Below are 16,038 nucleotides of genomic sequence, written 5' to 3' on the forward strand. Positions count from 1 at the left end.
GCACCGACGCCCCCTGACGGTCGCTGCGGCTGGCACGCTGGAGTGGTGACACAGGAGTGGTGGCGCGACGCCGTCTTCTACCAGGTCTACCCGCGCTCGTTCGCGGACTCCGACGGCGACGGCGAGGGCGACCTCGCAGGCCTGACGCAGCGGCTGCCCGCGCTGGCCGCGCTGGGGGTGGACGCGCTCTGGCTGACCCCGTTCTACCCCTCGCCGATGGTCGACGGCGGGTACGACGTGGCCGACTACACGGGCGTCGACCCGCGCTACGGCGACCTCGCCGCGTTCGACGCGCTGCTCGCGCGGGCCCACGAGCTCGGGCTGCGCGTGACGATCGACCTGGTCCCGAACCACTGCTCGAGCGAGCACCCCTGGTTCCGCGCGGCCCGCGACGCCGCCCCCGGCAGCCCCGAGCGCGCGATGTTCCTCGTCCGGGACGGGCGGGGGCCGGACGGCGCCCTGCCGCCGACGAACTGGCGCAGCGTGTTCGGCGGGCCGTCGTGGACCAGGCTTCCGGACGGCCAGTGGTACTACCACCTCTTCGCGCCCGAGCAGCCCGACCTGAACTGGGCGAACCCGCGCGTGCTCGCGGCGTTCGAGGACGTGCTGCGGTTCTGGCTGGACCGCGGCGTGGACGGCTTCCGCATCGACGTGTCGGACGCCCTGGTCAAGGACCTCGACGCCGGGGACACGCCCGACGGCTCGCCCGTCATCCCCAAGGGCGCCGACTCGCCGCTGCACGGCTACTACCGCGCGCTGCGCCGCGTCATGGACGCCTACGACGGCGACCGGATGGCTGTGATCGAGACCGGTGCGCCGCCCGAGGAGGTGGCCCTGCTCGTGCGCCCCGACGAGATGCACCTCGCCTTCGACCTCGCGCTGACCCGGGTGCGGTGGTCTGCCGCGGAGCTGCACGAGGCCGTGGTCGAGGGCCTCGCCGTCGCGCGGCTCGCGGGCGCGCCGGCCACGTGGGTGCTGGAGAACCACGACCTGCCGCGCGCCGTCACGCGGTACGCGGCGGACCTCGCGCTCGCGGGGGAGTACGTCCCCGAGCACGACGGCGCCGCTCGCCCGGTCACCCGGCTCACCGCCGCGGACCTCGCCCGGGGCACCCGGCGCGCGCGTGCGGCCGCGGTGCTGCTGCTCGCGCTGCCCGGCGCCGTGTACGTCTACCAGGGTCAGGAGCTCGGCCTGCCCGAGGTGGAGGACCTGCCCGACGGCGTGCGGGAGGACCCGGTCTTCTTCCGTTCCGGCGGGGCGACGAAGGGACGGGACGGCTGCCGGGTGCCGCTGCCGTGGTCGGGGACACAGGCGCCGTTCGGGTTCTCACCGCCCTCGGCCACGCGCGGCCCGTGGCTGCCGCAGCCCGACTCCTTCGCCGCGCTCACGCGTGAGGCACAGGAGGCGGCGGAGGACTCGATGCTCGCGCTGTATAGCGAGCTGCTCGCGGCGCGTCGCCGGGAGCCGCTGCTGCGGCGCGGGGAGCTGACGTGGGTCGGGGACCTGACATCGACTCCGGACGTGCTGGCCTTCCGGCTGACCGACGGGTCGGCCGCGCTCCTCGTGCTGGTCAACACGGGCGCCGCGTCCGTCCCGCTGCCGGCCGGTGAGGCCGTGGCCGCCAGCGTGCCGCGGGCCGAGCTCGCGGGGGACGGCGCTCGGGACGGCGCGACCCGCCAGCTGCCGCCCGACTCCGCCGTGGTGCTGCGCCTCGCCGCCCCCGCGACGTGACGCCGGACACGTCGCAAGTGAGGTCACCCTCACCCACGCGTAGACTGCGGGAGTCCGTCGCCCTCTGCGGCGCGCGCCGCCCCGCGGCCCGTGCGCCCGGCGACCCACCACCACGATGAGGTCACCTGTGAACCTGCGCGTCGCCGTCGTCGGCGCCGGCCCGGCCGGAATCTACGCCTCCGACATCCTGTCCCGGACCCTGCCGGGCACCGCGATCGACCTGTTCGACCGCCTGCCGGCGCCGTACGGGCTGGTGCGCTACGGCGTCGCGCCCGATCACCCGCGGATCAAGGCGATCGTGGCTGCGCTGGACAAGATCCTCGCGCGCGGCGACGTCCGCCTCATCGGCAACGTCGACGTCGGCGACGAGATCGGTGGGATCACCATCCAGGAGCTGGGCACGCTCTACGACGCCGTCATCCTCGCGACCGGCGCGATCCGCGACGCCGACCTCGACATCCCGGGCATCGACCTGCCCGGCTCGTTCGGCGCCGCCGACTTCGTCTCCTGGTTCGACGGCCACCCGGACGTCCCGCGCACCTGGCCGCTCGAGGCGAGCCAGATCGCGGTGATCGGCGCCGGGAACGTGGCGCTCGACGTCGCGCGCATGCTGGCCAAGCACGTCGAGGACCTGAGCGCGACCGAGATCCCGGCCAACGTCGCCGAGGGCCTGGCCGCCTCGCCCGTCACCGACGTCCACGTGTTCGCGCGGCGCGGCCCGGCGCAGGCGAAGTTCTCCCCGCTCGAGCTGCGCGAGCTCGGCCACGTGCCCGACGTCGACGTGCTCGTCTACCCCGAAGACTTCGAGTTCGACGCCGGCTCCGAGGCCGCGATGGCGGCCTCCAACCAGACCCGCCAGGTGGTCGCGACGCTCACCGACTGGGCGCTCAAGGACCCCGAGGAGGCGCGCGCCTCGCGCCGCCTCCACCTGCACTTCCTGCACCGGCCGGTCGAGGTGCTCGGCGAGGCCGGGCCCGACGACGTGACGCGCGTGAGCGCGCTGCGCACCGAGCGCACCACGCTCGCGGGCGACGGCAGCGCCGTCGGCACCGGCGTCCTCGTGGACACCCCGGTGCAGGCGGTCTACCGCGCGGTGGGCTACTTCGGCTCGCCCGTCCCGGGCGTGCCGTTCGACCACGTCGCGGGCGTCATCCCGAACGACGGCGGCCGCGTGCTCGGCGAGGACGGCGCGCCGATCCCCGGCCTGTACGCGACCGGGTGGATCAAGCGCGGGCCGGTCGGGCTCATCGGCAGCACGAAGTCCGACGCGCAGGAGACGATCCGCAACCTGGCCGAGGACGTGGGCGCGGGCGTCGGTCTGCGGGCCGGCGGCGCCGGTGCCGGTGCCGACTCCGGCGTTGACGTGATCGACCTGCTCGAGGAGCGCGGTGTCCCGGTCACCACGTGGTCGGGCTGGGAGCTGCTCCAGGCGCACGAGCGGGCGCTCGGCGAGGCCGAGGGTCGCGAGCGGGTCAAGGTCGTGCCGCGCGAGGAGATGACCGCGATCAGTCGCGGCGCCCTCGTGTCCTGACGTCGGTGCCGTGAGGCCCGTGTTCTGAGGCGGGCGTCCTGGCGTCCGAGCGGACCTCACGCGCCGAGCCGGTGCGTCGGGGAGAATGAGCACATGACGAGCGCACCCGTCCTGCCGAGCCGGAGCCACCACAACGGGCTCAAGACCACGATGCTGTTCGGCGTCCTGTTCGGGGTGCTGCTGGGGATCGGTGCGCTCATCGCGGGCGGCACCGGCCAGCCGCGATGGATCTGGATCTTCGCCGGCCTCGGCCTGCTCTCCACGGCGATCAGCTTCTGGAACTCCGACAAGATCGCGATCGCGTCGATGCGCGCGCAGCCGGTCACGGAGGAGCAGGCACCCGCGATGTACCGCATCGTGCGCGAGCTCTCCGAGCGCGCGGGGCAGCCGATGCCACGGCTGTACGTCTCGCCCACCGAGGCGCCGAACGCGTTCGCCACCGGACGCAGCCCGAAGAAGGCCGCGGTCTGCTGCACGGTCGGGATCCTGCGGATCCTCGACGAGCGCGAGCTGCGCGGCGTGCTCGGCCACGAGCTCATGCACGTCTACAACCGGGACATCCTCACCTCCTCGGTCGCGGCCGCCGTCGCGGGTGTCATCACGTCCGTGGCGCAGTTCCTGCTGATCTTCGGCGGTGGTGGCCGCGGTCGGGAGGGGGGTGGCAACCCGCTCGCCGCGATCGGTGCGCTCGTCGGGCTCATCCTCGCGCCGTTCGCCGCGAGCCTCATCCAGCTCGCGATCTCGCGCACCCGCGAGTACGACGCCGACCACGACGGTGCGGCGCTCACCGGCGACCCGCTCGCCCTGGCGTCGGCGCTGCGCAAGCTCGAGACCGGCGTCGCGGCGAGGCCGATGCAGCCCACCCAGCAGATGGAGAACGTCTCCCACCTCATGATCGCCAACCCGTTCCGTGGGGGCGGGGTGGCCAAGTTGTTCGCGACGCACCCGCCGATGGCCGATCGCATCGCGCGGCTGGAGAGCCAGGCGGGCGCGCAGGGCGGGATGTACCGGTACTGACCGCGGGCTACCCCCGGCGTGACGCCACAGTGACTTCGCGTGACGCCACAGTGACTTCGCGTGACGCCACAGCGACCGGCGAGTGCGCGTCGGGCGAGCGTGCCAGGTGAGTCGCTGTGCCGAAACGCCGAGTCGCTCTCCCGTCACGCGGAGTCGCTCTCCCGGAACGCCGACCCTTCCTGCCGGAACGTCGAGCGGGCGGGGTGAGTGCGGCGGGGTCTACCAGATCCAGCCGCGCGAGGCGAGGTCGAGCTCGAGGGCGACGATGTCGCCCGGCGCGTGCTCGGCGTCGTCCCCGCCCGCGTGCCGCACGGCGCTGCGCAGCGTGATCTCGTAGGCCTGGACGGCCGCGCGCGCGTGGTGGGCGCCGGCAAACCCGCTGTGGTGGTGGATCCGCCAGCACTCCGCGAGCAGTCGCGCGAGGCTCGCCTGGAGCTCGAGCGTGACCAGCGGGTCCTCCTCCGGCGCGCGGCGGTGCAGGAGACGCTCCCAGAGTTGGTGCACGGCGACCTCCCTCGGCCGGGTGTCACCAGCGTAGGAAGCGTTCGGCGGCGGCGCCAGGGTCGGGTCGCGTTGTCACCCCTCGGGGTGCCGGCGCGCGGTCAGCGAGCCGGCGACCGGTGCCCGTAGGGGGAGGTCAGCCGCGGTCAGCGAGGAGAGCGGCTGTTGTACATCGGGTCGAAGGCGCGGCGACGCGAGCCGTCGTGCTTGAGCTCGTACCAGGTGCCCGCAGCAGCGGCGGCGACGATGAGAACGAGGGCGACGACGGCGAACATGGCTTCCTTCTTCGGGTGACGAACGGCGTGGAGCGGGTGGGTAGCGGGGCGGCGTTGTCCCGCTGGTCACATCCTCCCGGAGACTGATGCCTTAGAACTAGTTAGTAGTGGTTTCGATTCATCTAAAGTGCTGCTTCATGATCGACCCCGTCAGTCTCCGTGTCCTGCTGGCCGTCCACGACACCGGCTCGGTCACGCGCGCGGCACGCCTGCTCGGCTACAGCGCGCCGAACCTCACGCAGCACCTGCGCAAGCTGGAGCGGGCGCTCAAGGCCCCGATGGTGGTGCGCGCGGGGCGGGGGGTGGTGCTCACGCCCGAGGCGCTCGCGGTGCTCGAGCCCGCGCGCGCGATCGTCGAGGGGCTCGAGGCGCTGCCGCTGCTCGCGCGGCAGGAGGCCGAGCCGTCAGGCACGTTCCGGATCGCCGCGTTCCCCACGTCGCTGCGGGGCATCGTGCTGCCCGCGATGGCCGTCGCGCGCGAGCGCTACCCGCGCCTGGAGATCGTGCCCACCGAGATCGAGCCCGGCCCGGGCCTGGACCTGCTGCGCAACGGCCGGCTCGACGTCGTGCTGTCCAAGGCTCTCGGGCCGATCGACCACACGGGCCGCGACCCCGACCACCTCCGGATCCGGATCGGGCTCGACCCGCTCGACGCCGTGGTGCCCGCCCAGCACCTGCTCGCGCGCCGCGACACGATCTCGCTCCCCGAGCTGGCCCGCGAGCGGCTTGCGCTCACTCCGAACGAGGACCTCTACGGGCCGTGGATCGCGTCGCACTCCCCGGACCTCCTGGGCGCCGTCGAGCGGGCCTACGAGGCCGTCGAGCTCGCCTCGCTCGTGCGGTTCGTCGAGCTCGGGCTCGCCGTCACGGTCCTGCCGCGGATGGGCCGACCGCACCTGTCCGAGTCCGTCGTGGCCGTGCCGCTCGCCGACGACGACGCCTTCCGCACCATCGAGGTGCTCGTGCGCCCGATCGCCGCGCGGGCCCGCACCGTGACCGCGGTGGTCGAGCTGCTGCGCGACGCCCTCACGGGCGGGTGACGCCGTCGCCGTCGCGCTGCTCGCCGTCGTGCTGCTCGGGCGCCGCGCCGTCCCGCGGCGCACGCCGCTCGTTCCACTGCGCCACCAGGTGCAGCACCACGCCGACGGCCAGCAGGACGGCGCCGAACAGCCAGACGATCGGCTCCTGCTGGCTCAGCAGCAGCACGCACGAGGCGATCCCGAGCACCGGCACGATCGTCCAGACCCGGAAGTGCTCCTCGGCCACGACGTCCCGGCGCAGCACCAGCACCGCGATGTTGGTACTGAGGAACACGAACAGCAGCAGGAGGACGACGGTCTCGGCCAGCGTCGCGAGGTCGCCGACGAGCGTGAGCACGATCGCGACGCCGGTCGTCACGAGGATCGCCACCCACGGGGTGCGGCGCTCGGGCAGCACACGCGCCAGCGCGCTCGGCAGCAGGCCCTGCTCGGCCATGCCGTACGCGAGCCGGCTCGCCATGATCATCGTGAGCAGCGCGCCGTTCGCGACGGCGATGAGTGCGATGAGGCTGAACAGCCAGGACGGCACCGCCACCCTCGTGGCCTCGACGACGGCGAGCAGCGGTCCGCTCGACTCCGCCAGCTCCGAGGCCGGCAGCGCGATCGAGCTCGCGAGCCCGACCAGCACGTACACGACGCCTGCCGCGAGGAGCGCCCCGAACAGCGCGCGGGGGTAGTCCCGGCGCGGGTTCTTGACCTCCTCGATGACGTTGGCTGAGGTCTCGAACCCCACGAACGAGTAGTAGGCGATGATCGCGCCGCCGAGCACGGTGAGGGCGGCGGCGCTGCCCTCGGCGGGCTCGAGTACGCGGCCGACGTCCCCGCCACCGTTCCCGAGCAGCACCCCGACGGCGGCCACGACGATCACGAGCCCGCTCACCTCGATGATCGTCATCACCACGTTGGCCCCGAGCGACTCGCGGATGCCCCGCATGTTCAGTGCGGCGACCACCAGCAGGAACACGATCGCGACCGGGGTCGTCGGGACGTCGAGGAACGTGCGGAAGTACTCGCCCGCGAAGGCGAGCGCCAGGCCGGCCGCGCTCGTCACGCCCGCGGCGAGCATGCTGAAGCCGACGAGGAACGAGATCAGTGGCCGCTTGAACGCCCGCTGGGCGAACACCGCGGCGCCGCCCGCCCGCGGGTACTTCGTGACCAGCTCCGCGTACGAGCCGGCGGTGAGCATCGCGAGAAGCAGCGCCAGCAGGAGCGGCGCCCAGAGCATCCCGCCGACCTCGCCCGCGAGCACGCCCACGAGGGCGTAGATGCCCGCCCCGAGCACGTCGCCGAGGATGAAGAAGAACAGCAGCGGTCCGGTGATCCCGCGGCGCAGCTGGGTCGGTGGGGCGGTGGGGCGGTGGCGTCGTCCGTGGCGCGGGCGGTGTCGGTCATCGGGTCTCCTCGGTGCTGCGGTGCGACCCGGCGTCCGGATGCGCGACGTCGGGACCGGGCTTCTCGTGCGGGGACGTCCCGAGTCTGGCACCGGTGTCTCGCGTCGCGCCGCCCCCGGACGGGTGTCTGCGCTGGTGGTGGCGCGTGTGGGGTGGACGTCGCGGCAGCCGTGTCCACGGTGGCGCGCATGGCCGCCGGGAGGTGCGAGGCTTGCGGCGTGGACGACGCAGCGAGGGCGGACGAGACGACCACCGCGACCCCGGCAGCCGACTCGACCGACACGGCCGGCCGCACCGCGGCGGGCACCCCGATCGTCTCGGCGCGCGACCTCGTCAAGGTCTACGGCGAGGGCGACACGGCGGTGCGCGCGCTCGACGGCGTGAGCGTCGACTTCGCGCGCGGCGCCTTCACCGCGATCATGGGGCCGTCCGGGTCGGGCAAGTCCACGCTCATGCACTGCGTCGCCGGCCTGGACCGGCCCACGTCCGGCTCGGTCGTGGTCGACGGCGAGGAGACCTCGCGGATGAGCGAGCGTGGGCTGACCCGCCTGCGCCGCACCCGGCTCGGCTTCGTGTTCCAGGCGTTCAACCTCATCCCCACGCTGACGGCGCTGGAGAACATCACGCTCCCGCTCGACATCGCCCGTCGGCCGGTCGACGCCGAGCACCTCGACGCGGTCGTGCGCGCCGTCGGGCTCGCCGATCGCCTGGACCACAAGCCCGCCGAGCTCTCGGGCGGGCAGCAGCAGCGCGTGGCCTGCGCCCGCGCGCTCGTGGCGCGCCCCGCCGTCGTGCTGGCCGACGAGCCGACCGGGAACCTGGACTCGGTGTCCTCGCGCGAGGTGCTCGCGTTCCTGCGCCGCAGCGTCGAGGACCTCGGGCAGTCGGTCGTCATGGTGACGCACGACCCCACGGCCGCGTCGTTCGCGCACCGCGTGCTGTTCCTCGCCGACGGGCGCGTGGTGGACGAGCTGCACGACCCCACGGCCGAGTCGATCCTCGCCACGCTCGGCGCGATCGGGCCGGACGCCACGCGCGAGGACCGGTCCGCAGCAGCTCTGGACACCCGGCCCGACCCCGCCGACGCCGAGCACGCGCCGCACCAGGAGCGCCACGCCCACGCGCACCACCCGCGGCACGCCGCGCCGGAGTCCTGATGCTGCGGGTCGCCGTGCGCGGCATCCGCGCGCACCTCGTGCGGTTCGTCATGTCGCTGCTCGCTGTCGCGCTCGGCGTCGCGTTCGTGGCGGGCACGTTCTCGTTGCGCACGATGATGAGCGGCACGTTCGACCAGATCGTCGACGCCACCTCGACCGCCGACGTCTACGTCCGCGGCGCGAGCACCGACGACGAGGGTTCGGGCGGCGCATTCGGCGCGCAGTCACCGGTCGTGCCCGTCGACCTCACCGAGCCGATCGCCGCGCTCGACGGCGTGGCCGCCGTCGTGCCCGACGTCTCCGGCTCGATCGTGCTGGTGGGCGCCGACGGCACCGCCGTGCAGACCGGCCAGGCGCCGAGCATCGGGCTCGGCTGGTCACCCGACTCCACCGACGTCACGTTCCCGACGGGTCGCGCGCCCGAGGGCGCGGGCGAGATCGCGATCGAGCGCGGCGCGCTCGAGCGGTCCGGGCTCGCCGTCGGCGACGCGACCCGGATCGTCGTCGCGGGCGAGGTGCGTGACGTGACCGTGGTCGGCGAGGCCGACATGGGCGGCTCGATGGCCGGCGCGACGCTCATCCTGCTGCCCGAGGACGTGGCGCTCGCGGCGTTCGCTCCCGACGGCCTCGTCCCCTCGCTCGGGATCACGCTCACCGACGGCGCGAGCAGAGAGGACGTGCTCGCGGAGGTCGACGGCGAGCTCGCCGACTCCGGCACCGACGGGCTCGAGGCGGTCACCGGGGAGCAGGTGGCGCAGGAGAGCAAGGACGCGATCGCGGACGTGCTCGGGTTCATCACGACGTTCCTGCTCGTGTTCGCGGCCGTCGCGCTGTTCGTCGGGGCCTTCATCATCGCCAACACGTTCGCCATGTCGGTGCGCCAGCGGATGCGCGAGTTCGCGCTGCTGCGCGCGGTCGGCGCCTCGCCCGTGCAGGTCTTCGTGTCGATCCTCGTCCAGGCGGGGATCGTCGGGGTGGTCGGCGCCGCGATCGGCGTGCTCGGCGGCGTCGGGCTCGTCGTCGCGCTGCGCGCCGGCCTGGACCGGATGGGCATGCAGCTCGCGGGCGAGATCCCGGCCGATCCCGAGACGCTCGCCCTGTCCGTCCTGGTGGGCACCGTGGTGAGCCTGGCCGCGGCGGCCGTCCCGGCCCGGCGGGCCGCGCTCGTGCCACCCGTCGAGGCGATGCGCGAGGAGGTCACCGTCCGCGAGCGGTCGCTGCGCACCCGCGGCTGGGTCGGGCTCGCCCTGCTCCTGGTGGGCGCGGCGGCGCTCGCGGTCGCCGTCGCGCGCCCGAGCGCGGACCGCGCCCCGACGTGGCTCGGCGTCGGTGCCGGCGCGGTGCTGGTGGGGATGCTCGTCGTCGCGCCGGTGCTCGCCCGCACGGTGGTGGGCGCGCTCGCGTGGCCGCTCGTGGCGCTGCTGCGCCCGATCGGGCGGCTCGCGCGCGGCAACGTCGTGCGCAGCCCGCGTCGCACGGCGAACACCGCCGGCGCGCTCATGATCGGCATGGCGCTGGTGGGCGCCGCGACGGTGATCGCCGCCTCCACACGGGCGTCGGTGGCCGACGTCGTGGCCGCCGAGACCGACGCCGACCTCGTCCTGCGCTCGGCCAGCGGCACGATCCCCGAGGGCGTCGTCGCCGACGTCGAGGCGGTCCCGGGCGTCGAGGTCGCCGACGTCGTGCGGTACGCCCCGGCGACCGTGGCGCTGTCCGACGGCACCGCGGTCGGCGGCGGCCCTGGCTCCTCGCTCGTCGCGGGCATCGCGCCGGAGATGGTGGGGCGGACGCTGCTCGTCACGGTCGAGGACGGCGATCCCACGCAGGCGCTCGCGGCGGGCGAGGCGATGGTCAACGCGAGCCTGCTCGACGGCGTGGGCGTGGGTGACGCGCTCGAGGTCACCGGGCCGAGCGGCGCGCCTGCGGAGGTCACGGTCGGCGCCGTCATCCGCTCGACCGCGGTCGGCACGCCGGTCACGGTCTCGACCGACGCGCTCGACGCGCTCGCACCGCGGCAGACCCAGGTGGTCGACACGATCTTCCTGGTGGCCGAGCCGGGCACCGACCCGGCGACGCTCAAGACCGACGTGAGCGCCGCCGTCGCGCCCTACGTGGTGGTCTCGGTGCTGACGCAGGAGGAGTTCGTCTCGCAGCTGTCGGCGCAGGTCGACCAGATCCTCGTCATCCTCTACGCGCTGCTCGGGCTGTCGGTGGTCATCGCGGTGCTCGGCATCGTCAACACGCTCGCGCTGTCGGTGATCGAGCGGACGAGGGAGATCGGGCTGCTGCGCGCCGTCGGGCTGGGCCGGCTGCAGCTCGCGGGCACGGTGACGATCGAGTCGGTGCTCACCGCGGTGTTCGGCACGGCGGTCGGGCTGGCCGTCGGCGTCGGGCTGGCGGCGACGATGCCGACCGTGTTCGAGGCCGACGGCCTCACGACGCTCGCCGTGCCCTGGGCGACGCTGCTGGTGATGCTGGCGCTCGCCGTCGTGGTCGGCGTGCTGGCGGCGGTGTGGCCGGCCGTGCGGGCCGCGCGGCTGCGCGTGCTGGACGCCGTCTCGTACGAGTAGCGCGCGCGACGCGCCAAGCGGCGTGGGCACTAGGGCGTGTTGCTAAACATCTGCGGTTGCCTCGTGGGTGAGTCTTGATGCGTGTTTCGTGACGTGATCTCGGATGAAGCGTGGGCTGTGATCGGTCCGCTGTTCCCGACTGCGAAGTCGACGGGTCGGCCGCCGGTGGATCGGCGCGCGGTGGTCGAGGCGACGGCGTGGCGGTTCCGGACTGGTGCGCCGTGGCGGGACGTGCCGGAGCGGTTCGGGAACTGGAACACGATCTATAAGAACTTCAACCGGTGGTCCGAGCTGGGCGTGTGGGCGCGGGTGCTGGAGAAGACGCAGGCTCTCGCGCAGCAGTCCGGGGATCTGGACTGGGTCGCGTCGATCGACTCCACGATCGTGCGCGTGCATCAGCACGGCGCCACCCTTCCCCGCGCCACAGGGGGCTCTGGCGAACTACAAGAAATTCGGTGACGAGCCACCCGATCACGCGATCGGCCGTTCCCGCGGTGGGTTGACGACGAAGAATCACCTGGTCTGCGACGGCAAGGGACGAGCTCTCGCGTTCATCCTCACGCCCGGACAAGCGGCGGACACGAGCATGCTGACCGCAACGCTGAGCGAGATCCGCGTCCCGGGCGCGAGAGGCAGGCCGCGGTCGAGGCCGGATCGGCTGCTCGCGGACAAGGGTTACCCGTCGAAGGCGAATCGCGCCTGGCTGCGCGAGCGCGGGATTGCCGCGACGATCCCTGAACGTGACGATCAGATCGCTCACCGCCGCAAGCGCCGCGGGCGACCGATCGACTTCGGTCAGGAGCAGCGGGTCCGCTACCGTGGCCGCAACGTCGTCGAGCGATGCTTCAACAAGCTCAAGCAGTGGCGCGGGATCGCGATGCGCTCAGACAAGACCGCACGCAACTACCACGCCGGTCTCTGCCTCGCCGCGACACTCCACTGGCTCACCAGCAGCGTTCACTGAACATCGACGTCGACGTCGACGTCTTCACCCTCGCTCGTCCGCTTCAATCGTGCCAGGTGGTATCGCCACCCCTCTTCGTGTTCCGCAGGCAAAGAGTGCGGAACACGAGCACGGGAGAATCCTGACTCGGTGAGCGTGACTAAGGTCCCCTGCCCGTGCGCTACGAGCTCTATCACGACGTCGAGAGGATGGTCCCAGCTCTGCTCGGTCCAATCGAATCCGAGAACATGCGGCTCGTCGCATCGCGTGACGCTCCCCGTCGCGCTTACCTGTTGGCCTTCCTCGACCCAGGTTTCGACGAGCGGCGAGCCGACCTCCGCCTCGAAGCGCATCTCGGGCCACCATGCGCCTCGTTCAGTCGTCAGGAATCGCCAGACGACCTCGACGGACGCATCAATGTCCGCAACCACCCTCACCGAACTACGAGTCACACGACCAAGCTATCGCTCCGGCCGAAGCCTTTAGCAACACGCCCTAGGGCCCGACGGCGCGCACCCGCCCCCGCTAGGGTGGCGCGCGCGCACTCGTGCGCCCCTGAAGCGTCCGGCGAAAGGCGTCTCGATGAGCTTCATGACCCGCACCAAGAGCATCGAGGCGTCGCTGGCCGACGCCGAGTCCCGCCACCACTCCCTCAAGCGCACGCTCGGCCCGTGGGACCTCGCGATCATGGGCGTCGCGGTGGCGGTGGGCGCCGGCATCTTCTCGGTCGGCGCGAAGGCCGCGGCGAACTACGCCGGACCCGCGATCTCGATCGGCTTCGTCATCGCGGCGATCACGTGCGGGCTCGCGATGATGGCCTACGCCGAGTTCGCCTCCACCGTGCCCGTGGCGGGGTCGGCGTACACGTTCACGTACGCCACGCTCGGGGAGTTCCTCGCGTGGATCATCGGCTGGGACCTCATCCTCGAGACGCTGACGGCCGCGGCCGTGATCGCGAAGTACTGGGGCATCTACCTGCAGGAGGTCTTCGCGATCGGCGGGCTCGACGTGCCCGCGACGTTCGACGTCGGGCCGGTCAGCGTGACGTGGGGGCCGTTCTTCATCGTCGCGGTCTTCACCACGCTGCTCGTGCTCGGGACGAAGCTGTCCGCGCGGGTGAGCGCGGTGTTCACGGTCCTCAAGGTCGCGACCGTGGTCTTCGTCATCGTGGTGGGCGCCTTCTACGTGCGGGCCTCGAACTACACCCCGTTCCTCCCGCCGACGACGCCGGTCGCCGAGGCGGACGCGACCGTGTGGCACCAGTCGCTCGTGGAGTTCCTCGCGGGTGCGCCGCAGACCACCTACGGCATCTTCGGCCTGCTCGCCGGCGCCTCGCTGGTGTTCTTCGCGTTCATCGGGTTCGACGTGGTGGCGACCTCCGCGGAGGAGGTCCGCAACCCGCAGCGCAACCTCCCGCTCGGCATCTTCGCCGGCCTCGGGCTCGTCACGGTCCTCTACGTCGCCACGAGCGTGGTGCTGACCGGGATGGTGCCCTACACCGACCTCGCGGCGTCCGATAACCCCTCGCTCGCAACGGCGTTCACGCTGGTCGGGGCCGACTGGGCGGCGCAGGTGATCTCGCTGTCGATCCTGCTGGGCCTCACCACGGTGATCATGGTGCTGCTGCTCGGCCTCACCCGCGTGGTGTTCTCGATGAGCCGCGACGGGCTGTTCCCGCGGCAGTGGTCGCTCACCAGCGACCGGCGCAAGACGCCGATGCGGCTGCAGATCGCCGTCGGCATCGTCGTCGCCGTGCTGGCCGGGCTCACCGACGTGGGCGTGCTCGAGGAGATGATCAACATCGGCACGCTCTCGGCGTTCGTGCTGGTGAGCATCGCGGTGCCGGTGCTGCGCCGGAAGTACCCGAACCGGCAGATCGCCTACCGGATGCCGTTCTCACCGGTGCTGCCGATCGTCTCGGCGCTCGCGTGCTTCTGGCTCATGCTCAACCTCACGACGCTGACCTGGGTGCGGTTCGCCGTGTGGCTCCTGATCGGGGTGACGATCTACCTGACCTACGGGCGCCGGCACAGCCGACTGGCGACGGGCGAGGGGTCGGACTGAGCCTCACCTCCGAAGCGTCACCCCCGGAGCGTCACCGCCCCAGCGCGTCCGCCTCTGCCCCGATCGTGGTGTCCGCGCCGTGCCCGGTGTGCACCACCGTCTCCACCGGCAGCGCGAACAGCACGCGGCGAATCGACTCGACGATGAGATCGGCGTCGGAGAACGACCGGCCGGTCGCGCCCGGCCCACCCTGGAACAGCGTGTCCCCGGTGAACACGACGCCGAGCTCGGGCGCGTAGAGGCACACCGCGCCGGGGGCGTGCCCGGGGGTGTGCAGCACCCGGAGGGTGGTCCCCGCGACGGTGAGCTCCTGGCCGTCGGCGAGCTCGCCGTCGGGCGCGGCGAGAGGGTGGGTGAGCGCCCAGACGGGTGCGTCCGCGGGGTGCAGCAGCACGGGCGCGCCGGTCGCGCCGGCGAGGGCGGGCGCGACGCGCACGTGGTCGTCGTGCGCGTGCGTGCACACGATCGCCAGCACCCGCCGATCGCCGACGACGGCGAGGATCCCCTCGACGTCGTGCGGCGCGTCGATGACGACGCACTCGTCGTCGTCACCCACGACCCACACGTTGTTCTCGACGTCGAACGTCTGGCCGTCCAGGGAGAACGTGCCCGATGTCGTGGCGTGGTCGATCCTGACCCCACCGACGGAGGAGCCGGCCATCAGAGCGTCACCACGCTGCGCAGGACGTCGCCGCCGTGCATCTTCGCGAAGGCGGCCTCGACGTCGCCGATCCCGATGGTCTCGGTGACGAACGCCTCGAGCGGCAGGCGGCCCTGCAGGTAGAGGTCGATGAGCAGCGGGAAGTCGCGCGAGGGCAGGCAGTCGCCGTACCAGGAGGACTTCAGGGCGCCGCCGCGGCCGAACACGTCGAGGAGGGGGATGTCGGGGATGCGCATCTCGGGCGTCGGGACGCCGACGAGCACGACGGTGCCGGCGAGGTCGCGCGCGTAGAACGCCTGCTGCCAGGTCTCGGGGCGCCCGACGGCGTCGATCACCACGTCGGCGCCGTGGCCGTCGGTGAGGGCCTGGATCGCGGCGACGACGTCCTGGCTGCGGCCGTTGACCGCGTGCGTGGCGCCGAGCTGCTTGGCGGTGGCGAGCTTGCGGTCGTCGAGGTCGACGGCGATGATCCGGTTCGCGCCCGCGAGCCGTGCCCCGGCGATCGCTGCCGCGCCGACGCCGCCGCAGCCGATCACGGCGACGGAGTCGCCGCGGGTGACGCCGCCGGTGTTGATCGCGGCGCCGAGGCCGGCCATGACGCCGCAGCCGAGCAGGCCGGCCACCTCGGGCTTGGCGGCCGGGTCGACCTTGGTGCACTGCCCGGCGGCGATGAGGGTGAACTCGGTGAACGCGCCGATGCCGAGGGCGGGAGACAGGGCGGTTCCGGCCTGCGGGTCGCCGTCCGCCAGGGTCATCTTCTGAGTCGCGTTGTGCGTGGCGAAGCAGTACCAGGGGCGGCCGCGGCGGCAGGCGCGGCACTGCCCGCAGACGGCGCGCCAGTTGAGGACCACGTAGTCGCCGGGCGTGACGTCGGTGACGCCGGGGCCGACCTCCTCGACCACGCCGGCGGCCTCGTGGCCGAGCAGGTAGGGGAAGTCCTCGCCGATGCCGCCCTCGCGGTAGTGCAGGTCGGTGTGGCAGACACCGCACGCCTGCACGCGGACCACGGCCTCGCCGGGGCCGGGATCGGGGACGAGGATCGTCGCGAGCTCTACCGGCGCGTTCTTGGCGCGTGCGATGACGGCGGTGCTGGTGCGGGGCATGCGGGCTCCTTCGTCCGGCGGGACGCCGTCGGGCGTGGGGGCGTGCACGACGTC

13 protein-coding genes and 1 pseudogene are annotated in these 16,038 nt (G+C 72.9%); 8 read left to right on the forward strand and 6 right to left on the reverse strand.

The genetic code is table 11. The features are described 5' to 3' along the window. The first annotated feature begins 45 nt into the window (after positions 1-45). From AC3AQ1_RS11920 to htpX, 3 genes are all read left to right on the forward strand, one after another. Complete coding sequence (locus tag AC3AQ1_RS11920; protein WP_234417494.1) at positions 46-1,731, forward strand: alpha-amylase family glycosyl hydrolase; 1,686 nt, start codon at positions 46-48, stop codon at positions 1,729-1,731. A 115-nt stretch (positions 1,732-1,846) separates the two neighbouring features. Further along, positions 1,847-3,262, forward strand: coding sequence for an FAD-dependent oxidoreductase (locus tag AC3AQ1_RS11925; protein WP_108719151.1), 1,416 nt, complete (start codon positions 1,847-1,849; stop codon positions 3,260-3,262). A 93-nt stretch (positions 3,263-3,355) separates the two neighbouring features. Then, the gene (htpX, locus tag AC3AQ1_RS11930; protein WP_108719152.1) at positions 3,356-4,279 is read left to right on the forward strand and encodes a zinc metalloprotease HtpX; all 924 of its coding nucleotides are present in this window, start codon (positions 3,356-3,358) and stop codon (positions 4,277-4,279) included. Positions 4,280-4,498: 219 nt separating this feature from the next. On the opposite strand, the gene AC3AQ1_RS11935 is transcribed toward htpX, so the two are convergent. Beyond that, positions 4,499-4,783, reverse strand: coding sequence for a hypothetical protein (locus AC3AQ1_RS11935; protein ID WP_108719153.1), 285 nt, complete (start codon positions 4,781-4,783; stop codon positions 4,499-4,501). 143 nt (positions 4,784-4,926) lie between these two features. Continuing rightward, entirely contained in the window at positions 4,927-5,055 is a 129-nt protein-coding gene (locus AC3AQ1_RS11940; RefSeq protein ID WP_255421197.1) for a hypothetical protein, read from the reverse strand. 137 nt (positions 5,056-5,192) lie between these two features. Here AC3AQ1_RS11940 and AC3AQ1_RS11945 point away from each other — a divergent pair, with 137 nt between their 5' ends. Further along, a complete protein-coding gene (locus AC3AQ1_RS11945) occupies positions 5,193-6,095 on the forward strand; it encodes a LysR family transcriptional regulator (RefSeq protein WP_108719154.1) in 903 nt (300 codons plus the stop codon). Here the strand turns inward: AC3AQ1_RS11945 and AC3AQ1_RS11950 are convergent. Then, a complete protein-coding gene (locus AC3AQ1_RS11950) occupies positions 6,082-7,428 on the reverse strand; it encodes an APC family permease (RefSeq protein WP_370445356.1) in 1,347 nt (448 codons plus the stop codon). The two genes, AC3AQ1_RS11945 and AC3AQ1_RS11950, sit on opposite strands and share 14 nt — an antisense overlap. 369 nt (positions 7,429-7,797) lie before the next feature. Between AC3AQ1_RS11950 and AC3AQ1_RS11955 the strand changes: the two genes are divergently transcribed. From AC3AQ1_RS11955 to AC3AQ1_RS11965, 3 genes and pseudogenes are all read left to right on the forward strand, one after another. Beyond that, on the forward strand, positions 7,798-8,643 hold the full coding sequence (locus tag AC3AQ1_RS11955) for an ABC transporter ATP-binding protein (protein ID WP_234417961.1): 846 nt from the start codon (positions 7,798-7,800) through the stop codon (positions 8,641-8,643). Then, entirely contained in the window at positions 8,643-11,213 is a 2,571-nt protein-coding gene (locus AC3AQ1_RS11960) for an ABC transporter permease (RefSeq protein ID WP_108719155.1), read from the forward strand. The genes AC3AQ1_RS11955 and AC3AQ1_RS11960 overlap by 1 nt, the downstream gene beginning before the upstream one ends. Positions 11,214-11,294: 81 nt before the next feature. Next, positions 11,295-12,177 (forward strand): annotated as a pseudogene (locus AC3AQ1_RS11965) (IS5 family transposase). On the opposite strand, the gene AC3AQ1_RS11970 reads toward AC3AQ1_RS11965, so the two are convergent. After that, positions 12,171-12,587 carry an SRPBCC family protein gene (locus AC3AQ1_RS11970; protein ID WP_108720192.1) on the reverse strand — a complete coding sequence of 139 codons (417 nt, stop codon included), beginning with the start codon at positions 12,585-12,587 and terminating at the stop codon, positions 12,171-12,173. The pseudogene AC3AQ1_RS11965 and the gene AC3AQ1_RS11970 overlap by 7 nt on opposite strands. Positions 12,588-12,738: 151 nt before the next feature. On the opposite strand from AC3AQ1_RS11970, the gene AC3AQ1_RS11975 reads away from it, so the two are divergent. Continuing rightward, a complete protein-coding gene (locus tag AC3AQ1_RS11975; protein ID WP_108719157.1) occupies positions 12,739-14,220 on the forward strand; it encodes an APC family permease in 1,482 nt (493 codons plus the stop codon). A 31-nt stretch (positions 14,221-14,251) separates the two neighbouring features. Here AC3AQ1_RS11975 and AC3AQ1_RS11980 read toward each other — a convergent pair whose 3' ends face one another. Together AC3AQ1_RS11980 and AC3AQ1_RS11985 are read right to left on the reverse strand one after the other, a co-directional pair. Then, the gene (locus AC3AQ1_RS11980; protein WP_108719158.1) at positions 14,252-14,881 is read right to left on the reverse strand and encodes an MBL fold metallo-hydrolase; all 630 of its coding nucleotides are present in this window, start codon (positions 14,879-14,881) and stop codon (positions 14,252-14,254) included. Then, positions 14,881-15,984: an S-(hydroxymethyl)mycothiol dehydrogenase gene (locus tag AC3AQ1_RS11985; RefSeq protein WP_108719159.1), complete on the reverse strand. Its 1,104-nt coding sequence runs from the start codon at positions 15,982-15,984 to the stop codon at positions 14,881-14,883. The genes AC3AQ1_RS11980 and AC3AQ1_RS11985 overlap by 1 nt, the downstream gene beginning before the upstream one ends. Positions 15,985-16,038 lie beyond the last annotated feature (54 nt).

The sequence above is a fragment of the Miniimonas sp. S16 genome (assembly GCF_057748195.1).